The sequence below is a fragment of the Aeromicrobium sp. HA genome, assembly GCF_027171405.1.
GTDB classification, from domain to species: Bacteria; Actinomycetota; Actinomycetes; order Propionibacteriales; family Nocardioidaceae; genus Aeromicrobium; species Aeromicrobium tamlense.
This window is the reverse complement of the sequence record NZ_CP114372.1, coordinates 1,731,389-1,756,369: the sequence shown is the minus strand read 5'-3', so window position 1 is coordinate 1,756,369 and position 24,981 is coordinate 1,731,389. Positions and strand designations below refer to the sequence as shown.

Below are 24,981 nucleotides of genomic sequence, written 5' to 3'. Positions count from 1 at the left end.
ACGCGGTGCTGGCCGGATCGACGCCTGCGGTGGACACTCGGGGACAGGGACCGAGGCGGGGAGGCAGCATGACCGCGACCTACACCTTCGACGTGTTCGCCAGCGTGGACGGCTACGGCTCGTACCCGCCGCCGGGCGACTGGGGCGGCTACTGGGGCCGGCAGGGTCCCGAACTGCTGCGGCGCCGCGAGGAGCTCTACTCGTCGGACGTCCGGATGGTGCTCGGCGCCACGACCTTCCGTGAGTTCGTCGAGATGCTGTCCGCCGACCAGTACCCCGAGCTCGACGACACGTGGGTCGGACGGATGCGCCGGATGCCCACCACGGTCGTCTCGTCGACGCTGGACGGCGACCTCGACTGGCCCGACGTCACCGTGGCTCGCGGCGACGCTGCCGAGGTCGTGGCGCGGCTGAAGGAGGAGTCCGACGTGCCGCTGCGCTCCCACGGCAGTCTCGGCCTGAACCGCGACCTCATGGCGGCGGGGCTCGTCGACGTGGTGCAGCTGACGGTGTTCCCGGTGCTGACCGGGCGCACGGGCGAGCGGCCCGTGCTGGCCGACGCCGAGGACTTCGACCTCGAGCTGCTGGAGCACCGCGTGCTCGACGACCGCACCGTCGAGCTGACGTACCGGCCCTCGCTGCGGACGTGGGACTGAGTCAGGCCCGGCGCAGCAGGTACGTGTCCATGACCCAGCCGCGGGCGGCCCGGGCCTCCGCACGCCTGGCCGCGATCTCCTCGACGACGCGGTCGAGCCGGCCGGCGACCACGACCTCGTCCGCCGATCCCAGGTTGGCGCCCCACCAGACGTTCCAGGCCGCGCGCTCCGGCAGGCGCCGGCACGTCAGCGACCCGTCGAGCATCACCACGAGGTTGTCTCCGGCGGTCGCGTCCTCCAGCAGGCGCCGGCCGGTGGTGATGGTGATCGGGCCGCCGACGGCGTTGAGCACGAGCCGGTGCCGCGCGGCGAGCAGCTGCACGCTGCTGAGTCCGGGCACGACCTCGACCTCGACCTCGACGACCCCGCGCTCCTCGATGCGGTCGGCGATCCGGATCGCCGAGTCGTAGAGCGACGGGTCGCCCCAGACCAGGATCGCCGCGTCCCCCGGGTGCTCCAGCAGCGTTGCCTCGAACGCGATCGCGCGCGCCTCGTGCCAGTCGCGCACGGCACCGGCGTAGTCGGTCGGGTCGTCGCGGTCGCGCTCCGGGTCGGGCACCGCCACGAGGTGCCACGGTCCGCGCACGTGGCGGCGGCAGATCTCCTCGCGCATGGCGATGAGGTCGGCCGTGCCGGGGTGCTGCGCGGTCTTGTCGGCGACGAGCAGGTGGTCGACCTCGTTGAGCACCCGGGCCGCCTGCGCCGTCAGCAGGTCGGGGTCGCCCGGCCCGAGTCCGACGAGCGCGAGCCGCCGCGTCACGCGTCGTCCTCCAGGTCGCCCTCGACCTCCAGGTAGACGCGCGCCATCTCGGCCATGACCTCGGGATCGGGCTCCTCCCAGAGCCCGCGGTCGGCGGCCTCGTTGAGCCGCTCGACGATGCCGCGCAGGGCCCACGGGTTGGAGCGCCGCATGAACTCCTGGTTCGTCTCGTCGAGCACGTACTCCTTCGCCAGGGACTCGTACATCCAGTCGTGCACGACCCCCGCCGTGGCGTCGAAGCCGAACAGGTAGTCCACCGTCGCCGCCAGCTCGAACGCACCCTTGTACCCGTGGCGCTGCATCGCGGAGATCCAGCGCGGGTTGACGACGCGCGAGCGGAAGACGCGGTTCGTCTCCTCCTGCAGCGTGCGGGTGCGCACCGCGTCGGGGGTGGTGGAGTCGCCGACGTACGCCTTCGGCTCGGTGCCGGTCAGCGCGCGGACCGTGGCGATCATGCCGCCGTGGTACTGGAAGTAGTCGTCGGAGTCGGCGATGTCGTGCTCGCGCGAGTCGATGTTCTTCGCGGCCACCGCGATGCGGCGGTAGCTCGTGCGCATGTCGTCGCTGGCGGCGACGCCGTCGAGGTCGCGGCCGTAGGCGAAGCCGCCCCACGCCGTGTAGACCTCGGCGAGGTCGGCGTCGTCGCGCCACGTGCCCGACTCGACGACCTGCAGGATGCCGGCGCCGTACGAGCCGGGCTTCGAGCCGAAGATGCGGGTCGTGGCGCGGCGGTGGTCGCCGTGCTCCGCGAGGTCCTGCGCCGTGTGGGCCCGCACGTAGTTGGACTCCTCGGGCTCGTCGAGGTCGGCCACGAGCCGCACCGCGTCGTCGAGGATCTCGATGACGTGCGGGAACGCATCGCGGAAGAACCCGGAGATGCGCACCGTGACGTCGATCCGCGGGCGCCCCAGCTCGGCGAGGTCGATGACCTCCAGGCCGTTGACGCGGCGCGACGCGGGATCCCACGTGGGCCGGACGCCCAGCAGTGCCAGGACCTCGGCGATGTCGTCGCCGGACGTGCGCATCGCGGAGGTGCCCCAGACGGACAGCCCGACCGAGCGCGGGTACTCCCCCGTGTCCTCGAGGTGCCGGGCGACGAGCGACTCGGCCATCGCCTGACCCGTGTCCCACGCCAGCCGCGAAGGCACGGCGCGGGGATCGACCGTGTAGAAGTTCCGGCCGGTCGGCAGCACGTTCACGAGGCCGCGCAGCGGCGAGCCCGACGGTCCGGCCTGGATGAACCGGCCGTCCAGCGCGCGCAGGATGTTGGTCAGCTCGTCGGTGGTGGCCGCGAGCCGCGGGACGACCTGCTCGGCCGCGAAGCGCAGCACGGCCTGCACGATCGGGTCGTCGTGCACCGTGTCGATCGCGGCCGGGTCCCAGCCCGACTTCTCCATGGTCTCGACGAGACCGCGGGCCTGGGCCTCGACGGCGTCGACCTCGGGCAGGGGGGCGTCCTCCGCCAGGCCCAGCGCCGCGCGCAGTCCCGGCAGCGCCTTCTCCTGGCCACCCCACACCTGCGTGGCGCGCAGCACGGCGAGCACGAGGTTCACCCGCGCCTCGCCCTCGGGCGCCTGCCCCAGCACGTGCAGGCCGTCGCGGATCTGGACGTCCTTGATCTCGCACAGCCAGCCGTCGACGTGCAGCAGGAAGTCGTCGAACTCCTCGTCGCCGGGTCGCTCGTCGAGGCCGAGGTCGCGGTGCATCTGCGCGGACTGCATGAGTGTCCAGATCTGCTGGCGGATGGCCGGCAGCTTCGGCGGGTCCATCGCGGCCACGTTCGCGTACTCGTCGAGCAGCTGCTCCAGCTTCGCGATGTCGCCGTAGCCCTCGGCGCGCGCCATCGGCGGGACGAGGTGGTCGACGATCGTCGCGTGCGCGCGCCGCTTGGCCTGCGCGCCCTCGCCCGGGTCGTTGACCAGGAACGGGTAGATCAGCGGCATGCTGCCGATCGCGGCGTCCGTCGCACAGGCGGCCGACAGCGCGGCGTTCTTGCCCGGCAGCCACTCCATCGACCCGTGCTTGCCGAGGTGCACCACGGCGTCGGCCCCGAAGCCGTGCTCGAGCCAGCGGTACGCCGCGAGGTAGTGGTGCGAGGGCGGCATGTCGGGATCGTGGTAGATCGCGACCGGGTTCTCGCCGAAGCCGCGCGGCGGCTGGATGAGGATGACGACGTTGCCCGCGCGCAGGGTGGCCAGCACGATGTCGCCGTCGTCGTCGACGAACAGCGATCCCGGCGCCTCGCCCCAGGTCTCGACCATCTCGTCGCGCAGCGCGGCCGGGAGGTCGGCGGTCCAGCGCAGGTAGTCGTCGCGGCTGATGCGCACGTGCGAGCTGCTGAGCTGGGCCTGCGTCAGCCACTCCTCGTCCTGGCCGCCGGCCTCGATGAGCGCGTGGATGAGCGCGTTGCCCGACGTGGTGTCCGGCTCCTCGCCCTCCACGGGCGGCAGTGGGTCGACGCCGGGGATCTCGCCCGGCGCGCCGAGGTCGTAGCCGGCGTCGCGGAGCTGCCGGAGCAGGCGGATCGCCGACACGGGCGTGTCGAGGCCGACCGCGTTACCGATCCGGCTGTGCTTCGTCGGGTAGGCCGACAGCACGAGGGCGACCCTGCGCTCGGCCGGCGGCACGAACCGGAGCCGGGCGTGGTTGACCGCGATGCCGGCCACCCGTGCGCAGCGCTCCGGATCGGTCTCGTAGCGCGGCAGGCCGTCGTCGTCGACCTCCTTGAACGAGAACGGCACCGTGATGAGGCGCCCGTCGAACTCGGGGATGGCGATCTGCGTGGCCGAGTCGATCGGCGTGACGCCGTCGTCGGAGGCCTCCCACTCCTCGCGCGTCGAGGTCAGCGCAAGTGCCTGCAGGACGGGCACGTCCAGCGCACGCAGCCGCTCGACGTCCCACGCCTCGTCGTCCCCGCCGGCGCTCGCGGTCGCGGGCTTGGACCCGCCGGCGGCCAGCACCGTGACGACGATGGCGTCGAGGGTCGCGAGCTCGTCGAACAGGTCGTCGGCGGCGGCGCGCAGGGACGAGACGAAGATCGGGACGCCGGTGCCACGACCCGTCGCGTCGATCGCGTCCGCGAGCTCGTGCGCGAACCTCTGGTTCCCGCTCACCTCGTGCGCCCGGTAGTAGAGGATGCCGACGCGCGGCAGGCCCTCGGTGGCGGGCGTGGCGCGCTCGCTCACGCCCCATTCGGGCAGCACGGCGGGCGGCTCGAAGCCCTCGCCCGTGAGCAGGACGGTGTCGGACAGGAAGGCGTGCAGCTGGCGCAGGTTCTCGGCGCCGCCCTCGGCGAGGTAGCGGTGGGCCTCGGCGCACACGCCGATCGGCGCGGTCGACAGCTCCATGAGGGCCGCGTTCGGGAGCCGCTCGCCACCGAGCACGACGAGCGGACGGCCCCGCTCGCGCACGAGGGCGGCGACGTCGCGGACGTCCTCCGGTGAGCCCAGGACGCGCAGGACGACCAGGTCGACCTCGTCCACCAGCGCGTCGCGGCGGTCGTCGGTCACCCGGCCGGGGTTCGCCCACGAGTAGGCGGCGCCGCTGGCGCGGGCCGACAGGAGGTCGGTGTCGGACGTGGACATGAGGGCGATGCGGGTCATGCTGCTCCTTCGGGTGGCGCGGTGGTGCCGGGGATGCGGAGGTCGTCGAGGGGTCGGCCGGCGGCGAGGTGCTCGCGCACGAGCCGGACGGCGTCGTCGGGTCCGACGGGGCCGTACCAGGCGCCCTCGGGGTGGACGACGGCCACGGGTCCGTGGTTGCACGGGAACAGGCAGCCGGTCTGGGCCATGAGGACGTCGGAGTCCGTGAGGCCCTCCTGCACGAGGGCCATGACGAGGGCGCGGTAGGTGTCGTCGGACCCGTGGGCGCTGCAGCGCGGTCCGCGGCACAGCAGCAGGTGGTGCCGGAGGGCCGGAGGGGCATTCCAGGCCGAGGACGTCAGGGCGGCCTCGCGGCCGGTGATCGTCCGGTCACCGAAGTGCAGGATCGGCGGGTCGACCTGCGCGCGGAGCCAGTGCCCCGCCACGCGTCCCACCCACGAGCGGGCGAACGCGAGGTCGTCCGTGGAGACGGGCTCGAGACGCAGCTCGCGCACGCCCTCGCCGTGCAGCTCGTCCAGCACGCGGACCAAGGTCGGCTCGGCGCCCTGCAGGAACGCGATCCGGGCGCCCGCCTCCGTGGCGGCGCGGCGCAGCACGCCTTGGCGCGCGGCGTCCGACAGGGCGGTGGCGACGTGGACGAGGACGGTCATGGCTGCCACACCACCGTCAGGGCCCCGGTGACGGGGTGCGGCTCCACGAACGCGGTGACGCCGTAGACGTCGGCGACGAGGTCCTCGGTGATGACCGCGGTGGGTGTGCCGGAGGCCACGACGCGGCCCTCGGCCAGGACCACCACCTCGTCGCAGTAGGCCGCCGCGAGGTTGAGGTCGTGCAGGGCGGCCACGGCGGTGACCTCGGCGTCGCGGACGAGCCGCAGCACCTCGAGCTGGTGACGGACGTCGAGGTGGTTGGTGGGCTCGTCGAGCAGCAGCACCTCGGGGTCCTGGGCCAGCGCGCGCGCGATCTGCACCCGCTGGCGCTCGCCGCCGGAGAGGGTCGCGTAGGGCTGCTCCAGTCGCTCGAGCACGCCGGTCGCCGCGGCCGCACGGCGCACGGCGTCGACGTCGTGCTCCCCCGCGGGCTGCCACGAGCGCCGGTGCGGGATCCGGCCGAGCTCGATGACGTCGCGGACGAGCGGGTCGGTGTCCGTCGCGGACTCCTGCTCGACCACGCCGACGCGCTGGGCGACGTGACGCCGCCGCAGGGTCGCGAGGTCGTCGTCGCCCAGCCGGACCACCCCGGACGAGGGGGCCCGCAGCCCGGCGAGCAGCCGCAGCAGGCTCGACTTGCCCGACCCGTTGGGCCCGAGCAGCCCGACCATCGAGCCGGGCGCCGCGTCGATGCTGACGCCGTCGACGATCAGGCGGTCGCGGACCGCCCAGGACACGGAGGAGGCGCTGAGGCTCATGCGCGGGACCTCCGACGCAGCAGGACCAGGGCGAACGCCGGCACGCCGAGCAGCGCCGTGGCCACGCCGACGGGGAGCTCCTGCGGATCGATGATGGTGCGGGCGGCCGTGTCGACCCACACGAGGAACACGGCGCCGCTGATCGCCGCGAGCGGCAGCATCCGGCGATGGTTCACGCCCACCATCGCGCGGGCCACGTGCGGCAGGACGAGCCCGACGAACCCGATGGCACCGGACGTGCTGACGATGACCGCCGTGGTCAGTGCGGTGATCACGAGCAGGATGATCCGGGCGCGGCCCACGTCGACGCCGAGGGCGGCGGCGCTGTCCTGGCCGAACGCGAACGCGTCCAGGGTCGACGCCAGCAGCAGGCACGCGACCACGGCGAGCGCCACCGTCGAGCCCACGACCGCGACGTCGGTCCACGAGGCGCTGCCGAGCGAGCCGAGCAGCCAGAACAGCACGCCGCGGGTCTGCTCGGCGTCGGCGGCGGTGAAGACGATGAACGAGGTCAGCGCCGAGAACAGCTGCGTCGCCGCGACGCCGGCCAGCACGACACGGTCGGTGGTCCCGCCCGCCGCCGCGGCGAGCACGAGCACCAGCAGGAACGCGCCCATCGCGCCCACGAAGGCGCCTCCCGCCAGGCCGATCGTCCCCGCGCCGACGCCGAGCACGACGATCGAGACCGCTCCGGTGGAGGCGCCGGACGAGACGCCGAGGACGAACGGGTCGGCCAGCGGGTTGCGCAGCAGCGACTGCAGGATGACGCCGCAGACGGCCAGGCCGGCCCCGCACGCCGCGGCGAGCAGCGTGCGGGGCAGGCGCAGGTTCCAGACGATGCCCTCCTGGATGCGGGTCAGCCCGGACTCGCCGCCGATGGCCCGCGACCAGGCCAGGGACAGCACGGACCGCGGACCGACGTCCGAGGGGCCGATGGTCACCGCGACGCACACCGACGCGACCAGCACCGCCACCCCGGCCGAGCCCAGGATCCAGGCGCGCCGGGTGACCGTCACTGCGACAGGCCGAACTCGGCCAGCGCGTCGGCGACCTGCTCGAGGCCCTCGACGGTGCGGATCGAGGGGTTCAGCGCGGCGCCCGAGAGCGCGACGTAGCGCCGGTTCCTGACCGCCGTCATCTCGCGCGTGACGGGGTTGGACTCGAGGAACGCGATCTTGGCCTGCGCAGACTCGGCCGTCTGGCTCTTGCGGGTGAGGTCGCCGATCACGAGGACGTCGGGGTCGCGCTCCGCGACGGTCTCCCAGCCCACCTGCGGCCACTCGGCCTTGGTGTCGTCGAAGACGTTCTCCAGGCCGAGCGCCCGGGTGATGATGCCGGGACCGCCGCAGCAGCCGGCGAGGTAGGGCGACTCGGCGTTCGCGAACCAGTACAGGACGCTGACGTCGTCCTCCGGGGCCTTCGCGGAGGCGGCCGCGACGCGGTCCTGCAGCGACGAGACCAGCTCGTCGCCACGGTCCTCCACGTCGAGCAGCTCGGCCAGCTCGGTGATCTCGCGGTAGATCGCGTCGATCTCGAGGACACCGGTCCGGGCGCCGTCGTCGTCGCCCTCGTTGTCCTTGCCCTCGCACTCGGCGGGCGACAGGTACGTGGGCACGCCGACGTCGGCGAACGCGCCGGCCGTGCCGACGCCGCCCTTGCCCAGCGTGCTGGCGAACGAGGCGGTCACGAGGTCGGGCTCGGTCTGCAGGACCCGCTCCATCGAGGGGGCGCTGTCGGCGAGCCGCTCGACCTTCGCGCTCTCGGCCTCGAGGCCCTTCATGACGGGGTCGGTCCAGGTGCCGGTGCCGGCCATCCGGTCGGCCACTCCGAGGGACAGCAGGATCTCGGTGGAGCCCTGGTTCAGTGAGACGATGCGCTGCGGCGCGGACTCGACGGTGGTGGTGCGGCCGCAGTTCTCGAGGGTGCGAGGGTAGCCGTCGGAGGAGGCGCGGTCGGGATCGGTGTCCTCGGACGCACAGGCGCCGAGGGTCAGCAGGCCTGCGGAGAGCAGGACGAGGGTACGGCGGACAGAGGTACGCACGGGCGTGATCCTTCGAGGTCTGGGGCTCGTTCGCGAAGCCCGGTGGGACCAGACGGCGGTTGCCGTGAGGGCCAGCAGGTCTTCGGACTCGGGATCGACCGGACGGAGCGCCTTCCCAGACCTCTCGGTCCAGTGGCTGTGTGCCCCGCCCGTCACCCTCACCGCTGCGCGTCAGTCCCGGACTCTCACCGGGTTCCCTGGCTCATCGCTGAGTTTGACTGGCGAGCCGACCGTAGCAGTCCCGCGGCCGGACGTGCGGCGGCAGGGCCGGATGGCACCATGTCGGCGTGACCGAACGGACCCGCCGCGACCTGTGCCCCGGCCTGCTGCGCCCCTGGATCGCCGACGACGGCGCCCTGGTGCGCGTGCGAGTGCCGGGCGGCCGCCTCACGACCGGCGCATTGCGCGGACTGCACGAGGTCGCCGAGTCGCACGGGGACGGCGCCGTGCACCTGACCTCCCGAGCCAACCTGCAGGTCCGCGGCATCGCGCACGACGACAGCTGCCTGCCCGACGCCGTCGTCGATGCCGTGATGGCGACCGGCCTGATGCCGTCGGCCTCGCACGAGCGGGTCCGCAACATCATGGCCTCGCCCCTCACCGGGATCGTCGGAGGCCGCGTCGACCTGCGACCTGCCGTGCGCGAGCTGGACGAGCGTCTGTGCGCCGATCCCATGCTCGCCGCGCTCGCCGGTCGCTTCCTGTTCGTGCTCGACGACGGACGCGGCGACGTCGCGGGCCGCGACCTCGACCTGGGTCTCGTGGCGGTCTCGACGACCGAGGCGCAGCTCCGTGCCGGGCGCTCGGCGTGGGGTCCGGCCGTGCCCGTCGCGGAGGCCGCGGAGGCGCTCGCGGGCCTCGCCCGGAGGTTCGTCGCGGCCGCCGGTGCCCAGCCCGAGTCGCCGTGGCACGTCGACGAGCTGCCCGGCGCCGGAGCCGGCCTCCTCGGGCACGTCCACGAACGCCGTGAGGAGACCCGGGTGTCGGCCGAGCCGCCGCCGCTTGGCAGGATCACGCAGGACGACGGCCGGCTCGCGCTGCACCTGGCGGCACCGGGCGGACGTCTCGACCGGCGGCTGATGGACGACGTCCTCGCGCTGGACGCCCCGCTCGTCGTGATCACGCCGTGGCGCACCCTGATCGTCCCCGACCTGGAGAACGCATGACCCTCGCCCCACCCGCCCGCCGGTACGCCTACGAGACCGACGGCGCCCAGATCTACGTCGACTCGTTCGCCACGATCCGCGCCGAGGCCGACCTGACGGGCGTGCCGGCGGGCGCCGAGAAGGTCGCCGTGCGGATGATCCACGCCTGCGGTCAGACCGACCTCGCCCGCGACCTCGTGATCCACCCCGCGCTGGTGTCGGCCGCGCGCGCGGCGCTGGAGTCGGGCGCGCCGATCCTCACCGACGCGCACATGGTGGCCTCGGGCGTCACCCGCGCTCGGCTCCCCCGCGACAACGAGGTCCGGTGCCTGCTGCGCGACGAGCGGGTCCCGGAGCTGGCCAAGGCGTGGTCGACCACCCGGTCGGCCGCCGCGGTCTCACTGTGGACCGAGCACCTCGAGGGCGCCGTCGTGGCGTTCGGGAACGCCCCGACGGCCCTGTTCCACCTGCTCGAGATGCTGCGCGACGGGGCCCCGCGTCCCGCCGCGATCATCGGGACGCCGGTCGGCTTCATCGGCGCCGCGGAGTCGAAGCAGGCCCTGATCGACCTCGCCTCCGACGTGCCCGGACTCGACGTCCCGTACCTCGTCGTCACCGGGCGCCGCGGCGGCTCCGCGATGGCCGCCTCGGCCCTCAACGCGCTCGCCCAGGAGCGCGAGTGACCGGGCGGCTGTACGGCGTCGGCGTGGGCCCCGGCGACCCCGAGCTGATCACCCTCAAGGCCGCCAGGCTCATCGAGGCAGCCGACGTCGTCGCCTACCACCAGGGCGTCGGCAAGCAGTCGAACGCGCGCCGCATCGCCGCCGGCCTGTTGCGCCCGGGCGTCGCGGAGGAGGCGCTGGTCTACCCGGTCACGACGCAGGTCAGCGACCATCCCGGCGGGTACGCCGGCGCGATGGCCGACTTCTACGCCGACTGCGAGCGTCGGGTCCGCGAGCACCTCGCCGCCGGCCGCGACGTCGTCGTCCTGGCCGAGGGCGACCCGATGCTCTACGGCTCGTTCATGTACCTGCACGACCGGCTCCACGGTGAGTTCGAGACGCACGTCGTCGCCGGCGTTCCGGCCTTCGCCGCGGCGACCGCGACCACCGCACTGCCGCTCGTGCGGCAGACCGACGTGCTGACCGTGCTGCCCGGGACGCTGCCCGAGCCCGAGCTGGCCCGGCGCCTCGCGGACACCGACGGCGCCGTGATCATGAAGCTCGGCCGGACCTTCGCGAAGGTGCGCTCGGCCCTCGAGCAGGCCGGCCGCGTCGAGGGCTCCTGGTACGTCGAGCGCGCGTCGATGGACGCCGAGCGGGTGCTGCCCGTGGCCGAGGTCGACCCCGAGACCGTGCCGTACTTCTCGATCGTGCTCGTTCCGGGCGACACCCGCCCCGGAGTCGCGCGGTACGAGAGCCCGGCACCCGAGGCCGTCGCGCCCGCCGTGGACGCCGAGGTCGTCGTCGTGGGCCTGGGCCCCGGGCCGGACGCCTGGCTGTCGCCCGAGGCCACGCAGGTGCTCGCCGAGGTCGGTCACGTCGTCGGCTACGGCCCCTACGTGGAGCGGGTCCCCCAGCGCTCCGGCCTGGTGCGTCACGCGTCGGGCAACACGGTGGAGGTCGACCGCGCTCGTGACGCCCTCGAGCTGGCGCTCGCCGGCGAGCGCGTGGCCGTCGTGTCGGGCGGTGACGCCGGCATCTTCGGCATGGCGTCGGCCGTCTTCGAGGCCGCGGAGGACCCGCGCTACGCCGATGTCGCCGTGCGCGTCGTCCCCGGCATCTCGGCCGTCCAGGCGGTCGCCGCGCGCGCCGGAGCACCGATCGGCGCGGACTTCGCCGTCATGAGCCTCTCCGACCGGCTCAAGCCGTGGGAGGTCGTCGAGCAGCGGCTCCGTGCCGTGGCCGCGGCCGACCTCGTGCTCGCGCTGTACAACCCCCGGTCGCGCTCGCGCACCGAGCAGGTCGCGCAGGCACGGGCAGTGCTGCTGGAGCACAAGTCGCCCGACACCGTGGTGGTCGTCGGACGCGACGTCGGCCGTGCCGAGGAGAGCCTCACGGTCACCACGCTCGGCGAGCTCGACCCCGAGACGGTCGACATGAAGTGCCTGCTGCTGATCGGCGCGTCGTCCACGCGGGTCACGCCGTCCGGACGCGTCTGGAGCCCGCGCTTCGTGCAGTGACGGGTGAGCGGTGAGCTGGCAACCCTACGAGGCCCGGATGCGGTTGCTGACTCACCGCCGCCCCGGCCGAGGTCGCCGCAGGGGTGGTCCTAGGGGCGCTGGCGACGCTCGCGGCTGGCCGCGTAGAGGTACGACTCGCCGCCTCGCACGTCGGGAGCCAAGGCGGGGCCGACGAGGATCACCGCGGCCTGGCGCAGCCCGGCGGCCTCGACCTGGTCGGCGATGTCGGCGAGCGTGCCGCGCAGCACGAGCTCGTCGGGCTGGGTGGCCTTCGACACCACCGCCACGGCGCAGTCGGCGCCGTAGTGCTCGGCCAGCTCGGCCGCGAGCTCCCGCGTGCGCGTGATCCCCAGGTGCAGGGCGAGCGTCGCGCCGGTCGCGGCGAACGCCGCGAGCTGCTCACCCGCCGGCATCTGCGTGGAGCGCGCCTGCGTGCGGGTGAGGACGACGGACTGCGCCAGCTCAGGGACGGTGAGCTCGGCGCCGACGATCGCCGCGGCGGCGGCGTAGGCGGGCACGCCGGGAGTGACGTCCCACGCCACCGAGGCGGCGTCGAGCCGGCGCGCCTGCTCGTGGACGGCCGAGTACAGCGAGGGGTCGCCGGAGCACAGACGCACGACCTCGAGTCCCTCACGGTGGGCGTCGACCAGCGCGGCGGTGATCTCCTCGAGGTCGAGGTGCTGCGTGTCGACCAGCCGCGCCCCGTCGCGGCAGTGGCCGAGGACCTCGGCGTCGAGGTAGGTGCCGGCGTACAGGACCACGTCGGCCCGCTCCAGCAGCCGCACCGCGCGCAGGGTGAGCAGGTCGGCCGCGCCGGGTCCGGCGCCGACGAAGTGGACGGTCATGAGTCTCCCTTGACGATGGACCACTGGCTGACGGCGCGGGCGGGCGTCCAGCCGGTGAAGGTGCCGAGCGGCTCGGCGCGCTCGACGTGGAGGCGGACGAGCTCGCCGCCATGACGACGGTACCGATCGAGGAGGACGGCCTCGGTCTCGGCCGTGACGGCGTGGACGACGAGCCGGCCGCCGGGCAGCAGCGCCGTCCAGCACGCGTCCAGCACGCCGTCGACGGTGGCGCCACCCCCGACGAAGACCGCGTCGGGTCGCTCAAGGCCGGACAGTGCGGCGGGTGCGTCGCCCTCCACGACCTCGAGGCCCGGGACACCGTGGGCGTCCGCGTTCCGGCGCACGAGGGTCGCCCGGTCGGGACGGGACTCGATCGCGATCGCACGGGCGCTGGGCCACGCGCGCATCCACTCGACGCCGATCGAGCCGCTTCCGGCGCCGACGTCCCACAGCAGCTGACCGGGAGCCGGAGCGAGCCGCGCGAGGGCGCTGGCGCGCACGTCGCGCTTCGTGATCTGGCCGGCGTGGTCGAAGGCGTCGTCGGGCAGCACGCCGCCGACGGCCCAGCCGGGTCCGGCGCCACGGACCTCGACGGCCAGCACGTTCAGGCGCGGGGCGGTCGCGTGCCAGGCGTTCGCGATGCCCTCGATCCGGGTCTCGTCCGCGCCGCCGAGGTCCCCCAGCACGACGAGCCGCGAGGCGCCCCAGCCGAGGTCGGTCAGCAGCGTCGCCACGGCCGCGGGGGTGGACTCGTCGCTCGACAGCACGAGCAGGCGGCCGTGCGCGGACAGGGCAGGAACGACGAGTCGCACGTCCCGTCCGACGACGCTGACGACGCCCACCGACTCCGCGGGCCAGCCCATCCGGGCGCGCGCCAGCGCCACCGACGACACCGCCGGCACGATCACGACGCGCTCGGTCCCCAGCAGGTCGATCAGCGTCGTGCCGATGCCCGAGACCAGCGGATCACCGGACGCGAGCGCCACCACGGGACCCTCGGCCGCCGCCACGAGATCGGGCAGTCCGTCCCGCAGCGGCGACGGCCACGGACGGCGGATCTGGCCCGGGATCGCGGGGACGCCGGCCAGGTGCCGGTCGCCGCCGAGCAGCGTCCGCGCGCCCTCCACGATCGCCCTCGACGAGGCCGGCAGACCGGCCCAGCCGTCGGCCCCGACGCCGACCACGGTCACGTGCACGCTCATGGTCGAGGACCCTAGCCCGGTCGTCCCGGCCACCGGGCCCCCCGTCCGGTCCGCCACGGATGCGTCTAGGGTGATCGCGAAGGTTCGAGGTGCCCCACGGCCGTTTGGCCACGGGGAGAATCTGGGAAGTCGGTGAGAATCCGGCACAGGGCCCGCTGCGGTGACTCAGGCACAGATCTGGGAAGTCCGAAGACCGGCCTCGATCCGACCCGGGGCGCAATCCGCGTCCCGGACCGACATGGCAGATCGAGCGGGAGCCCTACATGCCAGCGCAGTATCCGTTTTGTGCCGTCGTCGGCTCCGACGACATGACCCTCGCCCTCACCCTGGTCGCGATCGACCCGCTCATCGGCGGCGTCCTGGTCCGCGGGGAGAAGGGCACCGCCAAGACCACCACGGTCCGCGGCCTCGCCGAGGTGCTGCCCCCGGTGCGCGCCTATGACGGTGATCGGTTCTCGATCGATCCCGCGGACCCCGACGCCGTCTCGCCCGACGGTCCGTTCGGCGCCGTGACGCCGGTCGTCGAGCGCCCGGTGCGGCTGGTCGAGCTGCCCGTGGGTGCGAGCGACGACCGGGTCACCGGATCGCTCAAGCTCGACTCCGCCCTGCGCGACGGCCGCGTCGAGCTCGAGCCCGGCCTGCTCGCCCGCGCCCACCGCGGCCTGCTCTACGTCGACGAGGTCAACCTGCTGCACGACCACCTCGTCGACCTGCTGTTGGACGCCGCCGCCACCGGCCGCGTCAGCATCGAGCGCGACGGCGTCTCCGCCGAGCACGCCTCGCGGTTCGTGCTGATCGGCACCATGAACCCCGAGGAGGGTGAGCTGCGCCCGCAGCTGCTCGACCGGTTCGGCCTCACGGTCGAGGTGGCCGCGCCGCGCGATCCCGCCCTACGGGTCGAGGTGGTGCGCCGCCGGCTGGCGTTCGACACCGACCCCGAGGGCTTCGCGGGGCGCTGGGCCGCCGAGCAGGAGCTGCTCCGCACTCGCCTCGCCGACGCCCAGGGGCGGGTCCGCGACGTCGTCCTCGACGACGAGACCCTCACCACGATCGCCGAGATCTGCGCCGCGTTCGACGTGGACGGACTGCGCGCCGACCTCGTGACCGCCCGCACGGCCGCAGCCCACGCGGCATGGCAGGGCCGCACGCAGGTGACCCGCGAGGACGTCCGGGTCGCCGCGCGCCTCGCTCTCCCCCACCGCCGCCGGCGCAACCCGTTCGACGAGCCGGGCCTGGACGAGGACCGCCTCGACGACCTGCTCGGCTCCGACGAGCCCGACCCCGGTCCGGACGGGCCGGACGACGACGGCCCCGGTGGCGACGGCGGCTCCGACGACTCCCCGTCCGACGGCACCCCACCCGAGACTCCCCCGCAGGAGAGCTCCGAGTCGCCCGACGACGAGCGCCGTCCCGCGCCGGCCGGTGCCGGCTCGGTGGCGTCCGCCGGCGAGCCCAGCCGGGCCCGGCTGCTCGTGGTCCGCGGCACGGGCGAGGGCCAGTCCGGGCGCCGCTCGCGCGCTCGCACCGCGCAGGGGCGTGTCGCCGGCGTCCGGCACGACGGCGAGCCCACCGGCCGGCTCCACCTGCCCGCGACGATCGCCGCCGCGGCTCCGCACCAGCTCGCCCGCCGGGGACTCGTCGACGGCCGGGGACTCGCGCTCGACATCTCCGACGTGCGCCGCGCCGAGACCGTCGGCCAGGAGTCGAACCTCGTGCTGCTGTGCGTGGACGCCTCCGGGTCGATGGCCGCGCGCCGCCGGATGGAGCAGGTCAAGACCGCGGTGCTGTCACTGCTGCTGGACGCGTACCGCCGCCGCGACAAGGTCGCCCTCGTGACGTTCCGCCAGCACGACGCCGAGATCGTCCTGCCGCCCACCGGGTCGGTCGAGGTGGCGTCCCGCCGGCTCGCGGACCTGCCAGCCGGCGGCCGCACGCCACTGGCCGAAGGGCTGCACCGGTCCGCCGAGGTCGTCCGCCGCGAGGCGCTGCGCGACCCGTCCCGCCGTCCTCTGCTCGTGGTCGTCACGGACGGCCGCGCCACGTCCGGCCCGAATGCCCTCGCCCGGGCCCACCACGCCGCCCGCCACGTCGCCGCGGCCGGGATCCAGAGCGTGGTCGTGGACTGCGAGTCGGGGCGCTTCCGGCTCGGGCTCGGAGTCGAGCTCGCCACCCACCTGCAGGCCGAGCACGTGCCGCTGGGCGAGGTGACCGCCGACGGCCTCACCGGCGTCGTCCACGCGGCCACCGCGCCGCGCGAGGGGGTGGCCTGACATGCCGCAGGGTCAGCCCCTGGTCGTCCCGGACGACGGCCTCACCACCCGCCAGCGCCGCAACCGGCCGCTGCTGATGGTCCACACCGGGAACGGGAAGGGGAAGTCGACGGCCGCGTTCGGCCTCGCCATCCGCGGCTGGAACCAGGGCTGGGACATCGGCGTCTTCCAGTTCGTGAAGTCCGCGAAGTGGCGCATCGGCGAGCAGACCGTGCTCGAGCGCCTCGCCCGACTCCACGAGGAGACCGGCGAGGGAGGACCGGTCGAGTGGCACAAGATGGGCTCGGGCTGGTCCTGGAGCCGCAAGGGCGGCACCGAGGCCGACCACGCCGCGGACGCCGCCGAGGGCTGGGCCGAGGTCAAGCGCCGGATCCGGGCCGAGCGGCACCGGCTCTACGTCCTCGACGAGTTCACCTACCCGATGCAGTGGGGCTGGGTGGACGTCGACGACGTCGTCGAGACGCTCGCGAACCGTCCCGGCAGCCAGCACGTCGTGGTCACCGGACGCCGTGCCGACGCCCGGCTGGTGGAGGTCGCCGACCTCGTGACCGAGATGACCCACGTGAAGCACCCCATGGACGTGGGCCAGAAGGGTCAGCGAGGCATCGAGTGGTGACCCTGCCACGGGTCCTCGTGGCAGCCCCGGCGTCGGGGCACGGCAAGACGACGATCGCGACCGGCCTGATGGCCGCGCTCGCCGCCCGCGGGCACGTCGTCTCCGGCCACAAGGTGGGCCCCGACTACATCGACCCCGGCTACCACGCGCTCGCGACCGGCCGTCCCGGCCGCAACCTCGACCCGCACCTGACCGATCCGTCCCTCATGGTCCCGCTCCTGCTCCACGGCGCGCGCGGGGCCGACCTCGCCGTCGTCGAGGGCGTGATGGGGCTGTTCGACGGCCAGATCGGTGGCGACGGCTTCGCCTCCTCGGCCCACGTCGCCGCGCTCACCCGGACGCCCGTCGTCCTGGTGGTCGACGTCTCGCACGCGTCGCGCAGCATCGGCGCCGTCGTCCACGGGATGGCCACCTTCGAGCCCGGCGTGACCATCGCGGGCGTCGTGCTGAACAAGGCAGGATCGTCGCGGCACGCCACCGAGGTCGTGCGGGCCGTCGAGCGCACGGGAGTCCCCGTCCTCGGCGTGCTGGGTCGCGACCAGGGCGTCAGCGCTCCCTCGCGCCACCTCGGGCTGGTGCCCGCGGCGGAGCGCGACGAGGCCGCAGCCGCACTCGACCGCCTCGCCGAGCAGGTGACCGCGGGCATCGACCTCGACGCGGTGCTCGACGTCGCGCGGACGGCTCCCGCGCTGACCGAGGACCCGTGGAGTCCCGCGGACCACGTCATGCGGGTCGCGGACAACTCGCCCGTCGTCGCCGTCGCGGCCGGTCGGGCCTTCACGTTCCGCTACGCCGAGACCACCGAGCTGCTCGAGGCCGCCGGCTGCACCGTCGTCCCGTTCGACCCGGCCCACGACCGACGCCTGCCCGACGGCACGCGCGGGATCTACCTCGGTGGCGGCTTCCCCGAGGTGCACGCCGCCGCCCTCAGCGCGAACACGAGCCTGCGCGCGGACCTGCGCGAGGCGGTCCTGGACGGCGTGCCGACGGTGGCCGAGTGCGCCGGCCTGCTGTACCTCTGCCGCTCGGTGGACGGTCACCCGATGGTGGGCGCACTCGACGCGGACGCCGTCATGACGCCCCGCCTCACGCTGTCGTACCGGCGTCCCACCCTCCACGGCGATCAGCTCCTGGGCGCCGCCGGCACCGAGGCCACCGCGCACGAGTTCCATCGCACGACCGTGACGCCCGTGCACGGCGACCGACCGGCGTGGTCCGTCGACGGGAGCGAGGTCGGCTTCGCGGGGACCACGCTCAGCGCCTCGTACCTGCACCTGCACTGGGCCGGTCACCCGCAGCTCGCGCAGTCCTTCGCCGGGGCGGTGGCGGCGGCCGGTCCCCACACGGGCGCCGTGGCGGTCGACGTGCTGCCGCAGGAGCCCGCGACGACCGAGCGCCTCGACGACCCGCTGCGCCACCACGGCGACGCGGAGCTGGGCGACGGCCTCGTCGACCTCGCCGTCAACGTGAGCCGGCTCCCCCGCCCGGACTGGCTGGAACGTGCCCTGGCGGAGGGCGTCGCCGCGTCGACCTCCTACCCCGACGCGACCGCGGCCCACGCGGCGGTCGCCCGTCGTCACGGGCGCGGGATCGACGACGTGCTCGTCACGGCCGGCGCGGCAGAGGCGTTCCTGCTGATGGCTCGCGCGCGCCCGTGGCGTCGACCTGTCGTGGTCCACCCCCAGTTCACCGAGCCGGACGTGGCGCTGCGCTCCGCCGGGCACGACGTCACGCACGTCGTGTGCCGTGCCGAGGACGACTTCGCCCTCGTCCCCGAGGACGTGCCCGAGGACGCCGACCTCGTCGTCGTGGGCAATCCCACGAACCCGACCGGACGCCTCCATCCGGCCGCCGTGCTGCGCGCACTGTGCCGTCCGGGTCGCGTCGTCGTGGTCGACGAGGCGTTCATGGACTTCGTCCCGGGCGAGACGCAGAGCCTGGCTGCGCACCGCGTTCCCGGCCTGCTGGTCGTGCGCAGCCTCACCAAGCTCTGGTCGATGCCGGGCATCCGCGCGGGCTACGTCGTCGGGGACGCCACCGTCGTCGCCGACCTGCGGGTCCAGCAGGCTCCGTGGTCGGTCAGCACGCCCGCGCTGCACGCCGTCGTGGCCGCCACCGGGCCGCAGGCCGCGGCCGAGACCTACGGGCGCGCCCGCCAGGTGGAGGTGCACCGTCGCGTCCTCGTCGAGGGGCTGGCCGAGCTCGGTGTGCCCACCGCGGCGTCCTCCGGCCCGTTCGTCCTGGCCCGCGCCGGGACGGGAGCCCACGCACGCCTGCGCGGGGCGGGGATCGCCGTGCGCCGCGCCGACACCTTCCCGGGCCTCGACGACGGCTGGGTGCGCCTCGCCGTCCGCGAGCCCTCCGTCACCCGCCACCTGCTCACCACGTGGGGAGTCCACACCGCATGCACCTGAACGCCACCGGCCTGTCCGTCCTCGTCCTCGAGGGCGCCGAGCATGCCGTCCCCACCGTCGCGAGCCTCCTCGGCGACGGCGCGTCCGTCACGGTGCGCGCTCCTTCCGTCTGCACCGCCCTCGAGGACCTGGCGCAGCGCGGCCACCTGCGCTGGACGCGCGACGAGGTCGACGAGGGCTCGTTCGACCTCGTCGTCCGCCACCTGGCGAGGCCGGTCGCCCGCGAGTCCGCCGGTGCGACGACCGGTCGCGTCACCCTCGTCGGCGCCGGACCCGGCGATCCCGGTCTGGTCACGGTCGCCGGACGCGCCGCGATCGAGACCGCCGACGTCGTGGTCGCCGACCGGCTGGCGCCGTGGGAGGCCCTCGCCTGGGCGCCCGCCCACGCCGAGGTCGTCGACGTCTCGAAGATCCCCTTCGGACGGTCGACCAGCCAGGACGAGATCAACCGGATCCTGGTCGACCACGCCACGGCCGGGCGCCACGTCGTCCGGCTCAAGGGCGGCGACTCGTACGTGTTCGGCCGCGGCTTCGAGGAGGTCCAGGCCTGTGCCGCCGCCGGCATCGCCACGACCGTCATTCCCGGCGTCACCTCCAGCGTCGCGGCGCCCGAGCTCGCCGGCGTCCCGGTGACGCACCGCGGACTCGTCCAGGGCTTCACCGTGATCTCCGGCCACGTGCCGCCGGGCCACCCCGACTCGACGATCGACTACGCGGCGCTCGCCCGCTCGGGCACCACGCTCGTCGTCCTGATGGGCGTGCGCACGCTCCCCGCGATCACCGAGGCGCTCCTGGACGCGGGACTCGACGGCGGCACGCCGTGCGCGCTCGTCGCGGACGCCAGCCTGGCCGGCCAGCGCAGCCTGCGCACCACCCTCGCGAAGGCGGCGTCCGACGCCGCGACCGCAGGGATCGGGGCACCGGCCGTCGCGGTGATCGGTCACGTGGCGGCGCTCGAGCCGTGATCTGTTGGCTGCGGCACGGCGAGTCGACCTGGAACGCCGCGGGCCGGCTCCAGTACGGCAACCCCACCCCACCCCTGACCGAGACCGGACGACGCCAGGCGCGTGACGCCGCAGACCGGCTGCAGGGCGCGCCCGTGTGGATGCTGCTGTCCTCCCCCGCTCAGCGTGCGGTGGAGACCGCTGAGATCGTCGCCGAGGTACTCGGTCTCCCGGTCGAGCTGGACGACCGGCTCGTCGAGCGCGGACGGGACGAGACCGTCGAGTCCGTCCGCTCCCGCCTCGCCGATCTGCTCCACGAGCGCGGCGACGGACTGCTGGTCGTGAGCCACGGCGACACCATCGCGATCGCGGTCGAGCAGCTGACGGGGGTGCCGTGCGCCGTCCCGCAGAACGCGCAGGTCCACGTCACGGACCCTCTGGTCGAGGGTCCCCCGGGGCTGCTAGCCTCGTCACGCCTTGCTGACAGGAAGCCGGTGTGATTCCGGCGCAGTCGCGCTACTGTGACGCCCCTTGGGGCGGAGCCAGACCCTCCAGCCGGGCGAAACATCCATCGATGGGACGCAGCATCCCCAAGGAGTGTCACATGCCTCAGGCAACCGCGGCCGTTCCCGCCGCCCTTCCGCAGATTCCCGTCACGGCCCTCGCGCCCTGGACGGTCTTCTTCTCCCTGCTCACCGTCGTGGTCCTGTTCTTCGTGGGCGCCGAGCAGGGTGCGTTCTCGGTCCTCGAGGGAACGCTGGTGCACGAGTGGGTCCACGACGCACGTCACGTCATGGGCTACCCCTGCCACTGACGCGCTCGCGCGTCCTCCTCGCCCGGCTCTCGCCCGGGCGCCCACCGGGACCTCTCCCGGATCCACCCAGCTCCACCGGTCGCGGCGACCCGTGCCGCCGCGACCGGTCCACGAACGGAACCCTCATGAACCCTCGCACCTTCCTGGTCCACGGCCTGATCGCCGGTCTCGTCGCCGGCTTCGCGGCCTTCCTCGTCGCCCACGTCGTCGCCGAGCCCCAGATCGACGCCGCCATCGCGCTGGAGGAGACCGCCTCGGCCGGGCCCGCCGAGCACGGTCACGACGGCGACACCGCCCCGCACGCCCACGACGACGAGGCCGAAGGCCACAGCCACGGCGAGGAGGCCGAGGTCTCGCGCGGCACGCAGTCCACGTGGGGGCTGGCCACCGGCACGATCCTGCTGGGCACCGTGCTCGGCGGCGCCACGGCGCTCGCGGCCGCTTTCGCCCTGGGACGTCTGGGCTCGCTCGGCCCTCGGGGGTCCACCGCGGTCGTCGCCCTCGTCGGCTTCGTGGCCACCGGTCTCGTGCCGTTCCTGAAGTACCCGTCGACGCCACCTGCCGTCGGCAGCGGCGACACGATCGGAGAGCGCACCGCTCTCTACTTCGGCTTCTGGGCCGTCAGCCTCGTCGCGGCGATCGTCGCCGTCGTCGTCGCCCGTCGCCTGGCCGACCGACTCGGCGGCTTCGAGGCGGTCGTCCTTGGCGCCCTGGGCTACCTCGTGGTGGTCGTGGCCGTCGGGCTGGCGCTGCCGACGGTCGACGAGGTGGGCGACTTCCCGGCCGACACGCTCTGGTACTTCCGCCGCGAGTCGCTCGTCACCGTCGCCGTGCTCTGGGCGGTCCTCGGAGTCGTCCTCACCGGTCTCGTGGGACGCGACGCCGACCGTGCCATGCACGACCGGCGTCGTCGCGAGGCGGCCGCGGCCCTGTGAGCCGGGCGCGCGCCGCCGGGATCCTCCTCGGCTTCCTCCTTGACCGGGCACTGGGCGACCCCGCCCGGCTTCACCCCGTCGCGGGACTCGGCCGGTTCGCCGCCACGGTGGAGCGGGTGACTCATCGCGACCACCGCGTCGCCGGGGTGGTGCACCACGCCGCCGTCGTCGGCCCGCTCGTCGTCGGGGCGGTCGCCGCGGAGCGGGTGTGTCGCCGTCCGTGGCAGCGCGTCCTGCTGACGTCCGCGGCCACGTGGGCGGTCCTCGGTGGCCGGTCACTCGTGCGCGAGGGCGAGACCATCGCGGCGCAGCTGGAGCGCGACGACCTCGCGGCGGCACGGCGTCAGGTGACGCACCTGGTGGGCCGCGACCCGAGCGGACTCGACGCGGACGGCGTGAGCCGCGCGGCCGTGGAGTCGTTGGCGGAGAACACCTCCGACGCCGTCGTCGCGCCGCTCCTGTGGGGCGCGGCGCTCGGGGTGCCGGGCCTCGTCGGCTACCGGGCGGTCAACACGCTCGACGCGATGGTGGGCCACCGCAGCCCGCGCTACGAGCGGTTCGGCTGGGCCAGCGCGCGGGTGGACGACGTCGCGAACCTAGTCCCGGCGCGGGTCTCCGCGGCACTCGCGGTGGTGCTCGCACCGGTCGTCGATGGGCGTCCCGCGGACGCGTGGACGGCCTGGCGGCGCGACGCCCGGAGCCACCCGAGCCCGAACGCCGGACCGGTCGAGGCGGCCTTCGCCGGAGCGCTCGGGGTGACGCTGGGTGGCGTCAACGACTACGCCGGACGGCTCGAGGACCGGGCGCGGATGGGCGACGGGCCCGCTCCCGACGTGGCCGACCTCCCCCGCGCGACGCGGCTCGCCACCGCGGTGGCGTGGGCCTCGGCCTGCGTCAGCGTGCTGCTCGCGCTCGCACCCAGGCGCGGGCAGCCGCGGCGTCGCGCACGACGCTGACGCCTTCCGGCGCCCCGGCGCGACGCACCACCACCACGGGGACCCCGCGCTCGGCGGCGACGTCCAGCTTGGCCTCGGTGTGGGAGCCGCCCGAGTCCTTCGTGACCAGCACGTCGGCCCCGGTCATCGCCTCGCGCTCGTGCTCGAGGGTGTACGGACCGCGGCTCTGGACGAGCGTCCACGACGCGGGCAGCTCGATCTCGGGCGGGTCGACGACGCGCACCACACAGGCGAGGTCACGCAGCGGCTCGACGAAGCGGTGCAGGGACTGACGGCCCACGGTCAGGAACGGGCGCTCGCCGAGCGTGGCCGTCACTCGGGCGGCCTCGTCGTGGTCGTCGACCCAGTGCCACGCGCCGGCGTCCGCCCGCTCCGACCAGCCCGGACGCTCGAGACGCACGAGCGGGACGTCAGTGCGCTCGCACGCGGCCGCGGCGTTGCCGCTGATGTTCTCGGCGAACGGGTGGGTGGCGTCCACCACGACGTCCACCCTTGCGTCGCGCAGGTGCGAGGCCAGCCCGTCGATCCCGCCGAAGCCGCCGATGCGGACCTCGCCCACGGGCAGTCGCGGACGGGCCACCCGGCCGGCCAGCGACGTCACGACGTCGTCGCCGTCCTGCACCAGCAGCTCGGCCAGGGCGCGGGCCTCCCGCGTGCCGCCCAGCACGAGGACCCTCACGCGTGCGGTCCGATCGTGGGCACGGCGGGCGCGCCCTGCTGCGCGAGCTGGAGCAGCGCGTCGACGTCGAGGTGCTGCTCGGCGAGGTCGCCGAGGAGGTCGAGTCGGTCCTCGCGCGCGGCCGCGAAGCTGACGCCCGAGGCGCTGAACGAGCCGCCGCGCGATCGTGCCGCGAGGTCGAGGACCGCGGTCCGGAGGTCGTCGGACTCCAGGCTCCCGTGCCACATCGTGCCCAGCACCGCGCCGACGCGCGCACCGCCGAGGAACTCCTCCGCGCCCGCGTCGCGGCTGATCCGGCCGTGGTGGATCTCGTAGCCACCGGCGGCGGCGCCCAGCGCCTCGCCCTCGGGCAGTCGCAGTGTCTTCTCGGCTGCGAACGTCGTCTCGACGGGAAGCAGCCCCAGTCCCGCGACGCTGGTCGGCTCGCCCGCCTCCACTCCCTCGGGGTCGTGCACGTGACGGCCGAGCATCTGGAATCCGCCGCAGATGCCCAGGACGGCGCGGCCCGACTCGGCGTGGCGCGTGATCGCGCGATCGAGGCCGCGCATCCGCAGCCAGGCGAGGTCGGAGACCGTCGCCCGCGTGCCGGGAAGCACCACGAGGTCGGCGTCGGCGAGGTCGCGCGGATCGGCGGTGAACACCACGTCGACGTCGGGCTCGAGGCCGAGCGCGTCCACGTCGGTGAAGTTGCTGATCCGGGGCAGCCGGATCACCGCGACGCGCAACGCGCCCTCGGCGCTGGTCCGGCGCCCTTCGAGGTCGAGGGCGTCCTCGGAGTCCAGCCACACGTCGGGGCTCCACGGCAGGGTGCCGAGGACCCGTCGGCCGGACAGGTCCTCCAGCTGCCGCAGGCCGGGCGCGAGGAGTGACTCGTCGCCGCGGAACTTGTTGACCACGAAGCCGGCGACGAGCACCTGGTCGGCGGGCTCGAGCAGGGCCACGGTGCCGTAGAACGCGGCGAAGACGCCACCGCGGTCGATGTCGCCCACGACCACGACGGGCATGTCGGCGTGCCGGGCCAGGCCCATGTTGACGTAGTCACCGGCGCGCAGGTTGATCTCGGCCGGACTGCCGGCACCCTCGGCCACCACGACGTCGAACCGCGACGCGAGGTCGTCGAACGCGGCGTGGGCGGCTGTGGCCAGGTGGGTGCGGCCGCCGATGAACTCGCGGCTGCTGATCTCGCCGGCGGGCTCGCCCATCACGACCACGTGGCTGCGGCGGTCGCCGCCCGGCTTGAGCAGGACGGGGTTCATCGCGGCCTCGGGCTCGGCGCCGGCGGCGAGGGCCTGGACCCACTGCGCGCGCCCGATCTCGGCGCCGTCGGCACACACCATCGAGTTGTTCGACATGTTCTGCGCCTTGTACGGCGCCACGCGCAGGCCGCGTCGGGCGAAGGCCCGGCACAGGGCCGTGGTCACGAGGCTCTTGCCCGCGTCGGACGTGGTCCCGGCCACCAGGATCCGGGCGCTGCGGCGGGGCTCGGGGTGCACGGCTCCAGTATCGCGGAGG

The 24,981-nt window shown here is 74.4% G+C and carries 22 protein-coding genes and 2 riboswitches; of the genes, 12 read left to right on the top strand and 10 right to left on the bottom strand.

The features are described from left to right. Window positions 1-68: 68 nt before the first annotated feature. Window positions 69-656: a dihydrofolate reductase family protein gene (locus O3S82_RS08585; protein WP_269302143.1), complete on the top strand. Its 588-nt coding sequence runs from the start codon at window positions 69-71 to the stop codon at window positions 654-656. Window position 657: 1 nt separating this feature from the next. Here O3S82_RS08585 and cobF read toward each other — a convergent pair whose 3' ends face one another. The 6 genes from cobF to O3S82_RS08555 are packed head-to-tail and all read right to left on the bottom strand — an operon-like array spanning window position 658 to window position 8,467. Beyond that, the gene (gene cobF / locus O3S82_RS08580; protein WP_269302141.1) at window positions 658-1,416 is read right to left on the bottom strand and encodes a precorrin-6A synthase (deacetylating); all 759 of its coding nucleotides are present in this window, start codon (window positions 1,414-1,416) and stop codon (window positions 658-660) included. Next, window positions 1,413-5,018 carry a cobaltochelatase subunit CobN gene (cobN, locus tag O3S82_RS08575; RefSeq protein WP_269302139.1) on the bottom strand — a complete coding sequence of 1,202 codons (3,606 nt, stop codon included), beginning with the start codon at window positions 5,016-5,018 and terminating at the stop codon, window positions 1,413-1,415. The genes cobF and cobN overlap by 4 nt, the downstream gene beginning before the upstream one ends. Next, window positions 5,015-5,668, bottom strand: coding sequence for a (2Fe-2S) ferredoxin domain-containing protein (locus tag O3S82_RS08570; RefSeq protein WP_269302137.1), 654 nt, complete (start codon window positions 5,666-5,668; stop codon window positions 5,015-5,017). The genes cobN and O3S82_RS08570 overlap by 4 nt, the downstream gene beginning before the upstream one ends. Beyond that, the gene (locus O3S82_RS08565) at window positions 5,665-6,426 is read right to left on the bottom strand and encodes an ABC transporter ATP-binding protein (protein WP_269302135.1); all 762 of its coding nucleotides are present in this window, start codon (window positions 6,424-6,426) and stop codon (window positions 5,665-5,667) included. The genes O3S82_RS08570 and O3S82_RS08565 overlap by 4 nt, the downstream gene beginning before the upstream one ends. Next, complete coding sequence (locus O3S82_RS08560; protein ID WP_269302134.1) at window positions 6,423-7,442, bottom strand: FecCD family ABC transporter permease; 1,020 nt, start codon at window positions 7,440-7,442, stop codon at window positions 6,423-6,425. Before O3S82_RS08560 ends, O3S82_RS08565 begins: the two co-directional genes overlap by 4 nt. Continuing rightward, on the bottom strand, window positions 7,439-8,467 hold the full coding sequence (locus O3S82_RS08555) for an ABC transporter substrate-binding protein (RefSeq protein WP_269302132.1): 1,029 nt from the start codon (window positions 8,465-8,467) through the stop codon (window positions 7,439-7,441). The genes O3S82_RS08560 and O3S82_RS08555 overlap by 4 nt, the downstream gene beginning before the upstream one ends. 56 nt (window positions 8,468-8,523) lie before the next feature. Beyond that, window positions 8,524-8,705: riboswitch (cobalamin riboswitch) on the bottom strand. 49 nt (window positions 8,706-8,754) lie between these two features. Here O3S82_RS08555 and O3S82_RS08550 point away from each other — a divergent pair. Genes O3S82_RS08550 through O3S82_RS08540 form a run of 3 tightly spaced genes read left to right on the top strand, consistent with a single transcriptional unit; the run spans window position 8,755 to window position 11,794 of the window. Further along, window positions 8,755-9,633, top strand: coding sequence for a nitrite reductase (locus O3S82_RS08550; protein ID WP_269302130.1), 879 nt, complete (start codon window positions 8,755-8,757; stop codon window positions 9,631-9,633). After that, window positions 9,630-10,295 (top strand): precorrin-8X methylmutase, encoded by a 666-nt coding sequence (locus O3S82_RS08545; protein ID WP_179424405.1) that lies wholly within the window; start codon window positions 9,630-9,632, stop codon window positions 10,293-10,295. The genes O3S82_RS08550 and O3S82_RS08545 overlap by 4 nt, the downstream gene beginning before the upstream one ends. After that, a complete protein-coding gene (locus O3S82_RS08540) occupies window positions 10,292-11,794 on the top strand; it encodes a precorrin-2 C(20)-methyltransferase (protein ID WP_269307014.1) in 1,503 nt (500 codons plus the stop codon). Before O3S82_RS08545 ends, O3S82_RS08540 begins: the two co-directional genes overlap by 4 nt. 89 nt (window positions 11,795-11,883) lie before the next feature. On the opposite strand, the gene cobM is transcribed toward O3S82_RS08540, so the two are convergent. Both cobM and cbiE read right to left on the bottom strand, forming a co-directional pair. Beyond that, entirely contained in the window at window positions 11,884-12,639 is a 756-nt protein-coding gene (cobM, locus tag O3S82_RS08535) for a precorrin-4 C(11)-methyltransferase (protein WP_179424407.1), read from the bottom strand. Continuing rightward, a complete protein-coding gene (gene cbiE, locus O3S82_RS08530; RefSeq protein ID WP_269307012.1) occupies window positions 12,636-13,841 on the bottom strand; it encodes a precorrin-6y C5,15-methyltransferase (decarboxylating) subunit CbiE in 1,206 nt (401 codons plus the stop codon). Before cbiE ends, cobM begins: the two co-directional genes overlap by 4 nt. A 70-nt stretch (window positions 13,842-13,911) precedes the next feature. Continuing rightward, a riboswitch (cobalamin riboswitch) is annotated at window positions 13,912-14,057 on the top strand. A 47-nt stretch (window positions 14,058-14,104) separates the two neighbouring features. On the opposite strand from cbiE, the gene O3S82_RS08525 reads away from it, so the two are divergent. From O3S82_RS08525 to O3S82_RS08490, 8 genes are all read left to right on the top strand, one after another. After that, entirely contained in the window at window positions 14,105-16,111 is a 2,007-nt protein-coding gene (locus O3S82_RS08525) for a VWA domain-containing protein (protein WP_269307009.1), read from the top strand. Between the two features lies 1 nt (window position 16,112). After that, the gene (gene cobO / locus O3S82_RS08520; RefSeq protein ID WP_179424410.1) at window positions 16,113-16,727 is read left to right on the top strand and encodes a cob(I)yrinic acid a,c-diamide adenosyltransferase; all 615 of its coding nucleotides are present in this window, start codon (window positions 16,113-16,115) and stop codon (window positions 16,725-16,727) included. Then, the gene (locus tag O3S82_RS08515; RefSeq protein ID WP_331283486.1) at window positions 16,724-19,141 is read left to right on the top strand and encodes a cobyrinate a,c-diamide synthase; all 2,418 of its coding nucleotides are present in this window, start codon (window positions 16,724-16,726) and stop codon (window positions 19,139-19,141) included. The genes cobO and O3S82_RS08515 overlap by 4 nt, the downstream gene beginning before the upstream one ends. 203 nt (window positions 19,142-19,344) lie before the next feature. Beyond that, a complete protein-coding gene (gene cobA, locus O3S82_RS08510) occupies window positions 19,345-20,106 on the top strand; it encodes a uroporphyrinogen-III C-methyltransferase (protein ID WP_223303294.1) in 762 nt (253 codons plus the stop codon). Next, window positions 20,103-20,585 carry a histidine phosphatase family protein gene (locus tag O3S82_RS08505; RefSeq protein WP_269307004.1) on the top strand — a complete coding sequence of 161 codons (483 nt, stop codon included), beginning with the start codon at window positions 20,103-20,105 and terminating at the stop codon, window positions 20,583-20,585. Before cobA ends, O3S82_RS08505 begins: the two co-directional genes overlap by 4 nt. 104 nt (window positions 20,586-20,689) lie before the next feature. Beyond that, a complete protein-coding gene (locus O3S82_RS08500) occupies window positions 20,690-20,899 on the top strand; it encodes a CbtB domain-containing protein (RefSeq protein ID WP_179424414.1) in 210 nt (69 codons plus the stop codon). A gap of 125 nt (window positions 20,900-21,024) precedes the next feature. After that, window positions 21,025-21,834: a CbtA family protein gene (locus O3S82_RS08495; RefSeq protein WP_269307002.1), complete on the top strand. Its 810-nt coding sequence runs from the start codon at window positions 21,025-21,027 to the stop codon at window positions 21,832-21,834. Then, window positions 21,831-22,790 (top strand): cobalamin biosynthesis protein, encoded by a 960-nt coding sequence (locus tag O3S82_RS08490; RefSeq protein WP_269307000.1) that lies wholly within the window; start codon window positions 21,831-21,833, stop codon window positions 22,788-22,790. The genes O3S82_RS08495 and O3S82_RS08490 overlap by 4 nt, the downstream gene beginning before the upstream one ends. Here O3S82_RS08490 and O3S82_RS08485 read toward each other — a convergent pair. Both O3S82_RS08485 and O3S82_RS08480 read right to left on the bottom strand, forming a co-directional pair. Further along, the gene (locus O3S82_RS08485) at window positions 22,729-23,469 is read right to left on the bottom strand and encodes a cobalt-precorrin-6A reductase (protein ID WP_269306998.1); all 741 of its coding nucleotides are present in this window, start codon (window positions 23,467-23,469) and stop codon (window positions 22,729-22,731) included. The genes O3S82_RS08490 and O3S82_RS08485 overlap by 62 nt on opposite strands. Beyond that, the gene (locus O3S82_RS08480; protein ID WP_269306996.1) at window positions 23,466-24,962 is read right to left on the bottom strand and encodes a cobyric acid synthase; all 1,497 of its coding nucleotides are present in this window, start codon (window positions 24,960-24,962) and stop codon (window positions 23,466-23,468) included. The genes O3S82_RS08485 and O3S82_RS08480 overlap by 4 nt, the downstream gene beginning before the upstream one ends. Between the last annotated feature and the right edge of the window lie 19 nt (window positions 24,963-24,981).

Bases quoted from the DNA above. Each gene is read 5' to 3' on its own strand.
- O3S82_RS08585 (WP_269302143.1), top strand. From the start codon at position 69: ATGACCGCGACCTACACCTTCGACGTGTTCGCCAGCGTGGACGGCTAC.
- cobN (WP_269302139.1), bottom strand. From the start codon at position 5,018: ATGACCCGCATCGCCCTCATGTCCACGTCCGACACCGACCTCCTGTCG.
- O3S82_RS08570 (WP_269302137.1), bottom strand. From the start codon at position 5,668: ATGACCGTCCTCGTCCACGTCGCCACCGCCCTGTCGGACGCCGCGCGC.
- O3S82_RS08565 (WP_269302135.1), bottom strand. From the start codon at position 6,426: ATGAGCCTCAGCGCCTCCTCCGTGTCCTGGGCGGTCCGCGACCGCCTG.
- O3S82_RS08545 (WP_179424405.1), top strand. From the start codon at position 9,630: ATGACCCTCGCCCCACCCGCCCGCCGGTACGCCTACGAGACCGACGGC.
- cobM (WP_179424407.1), bottom strand. From the start codon at position 12,639: ATGACCGTCCACTTCGTCGGCGCCGGACCCGGCGCGGCCGACCTGCTC.
- cbiE (WP_269307012.1), bottom strand. From the start codon at position 13,841: ATGAGCGTGCACGTGACCGTGGTCGGCGTCGGGGCCGACGGCTGGGCC.
- O3S82_RS08525 (WP_269307009.1), top strand. From the start codon at position 14,105: ATGCCAGCGCAGTATCCGTTTTGTGCCGTCGTCGGCTCCGACGACATG.
- cobO (WP_179424410.1), top strand. From the start codon at position 16,113: ATGCCGCAGGGTCAGCCCCTGGTCGTCCCGGACGACGGCCTCACCACC.
- O3S82_RS08500 (WP_179424414.1), top strand. From the start codon at position 20,690: ATGCCTCAGGCAACCGCGGCCGTTCCCGCCGCCCTTCCGCAGATTCCC.
- O3S82_RS08495 (WP_269307002.1), top strand. From the start codon at position 21,025: ATGAACCCTCGCACCTTCCTGGTCCACGGCCTGATCGCCGGTCTCGTC.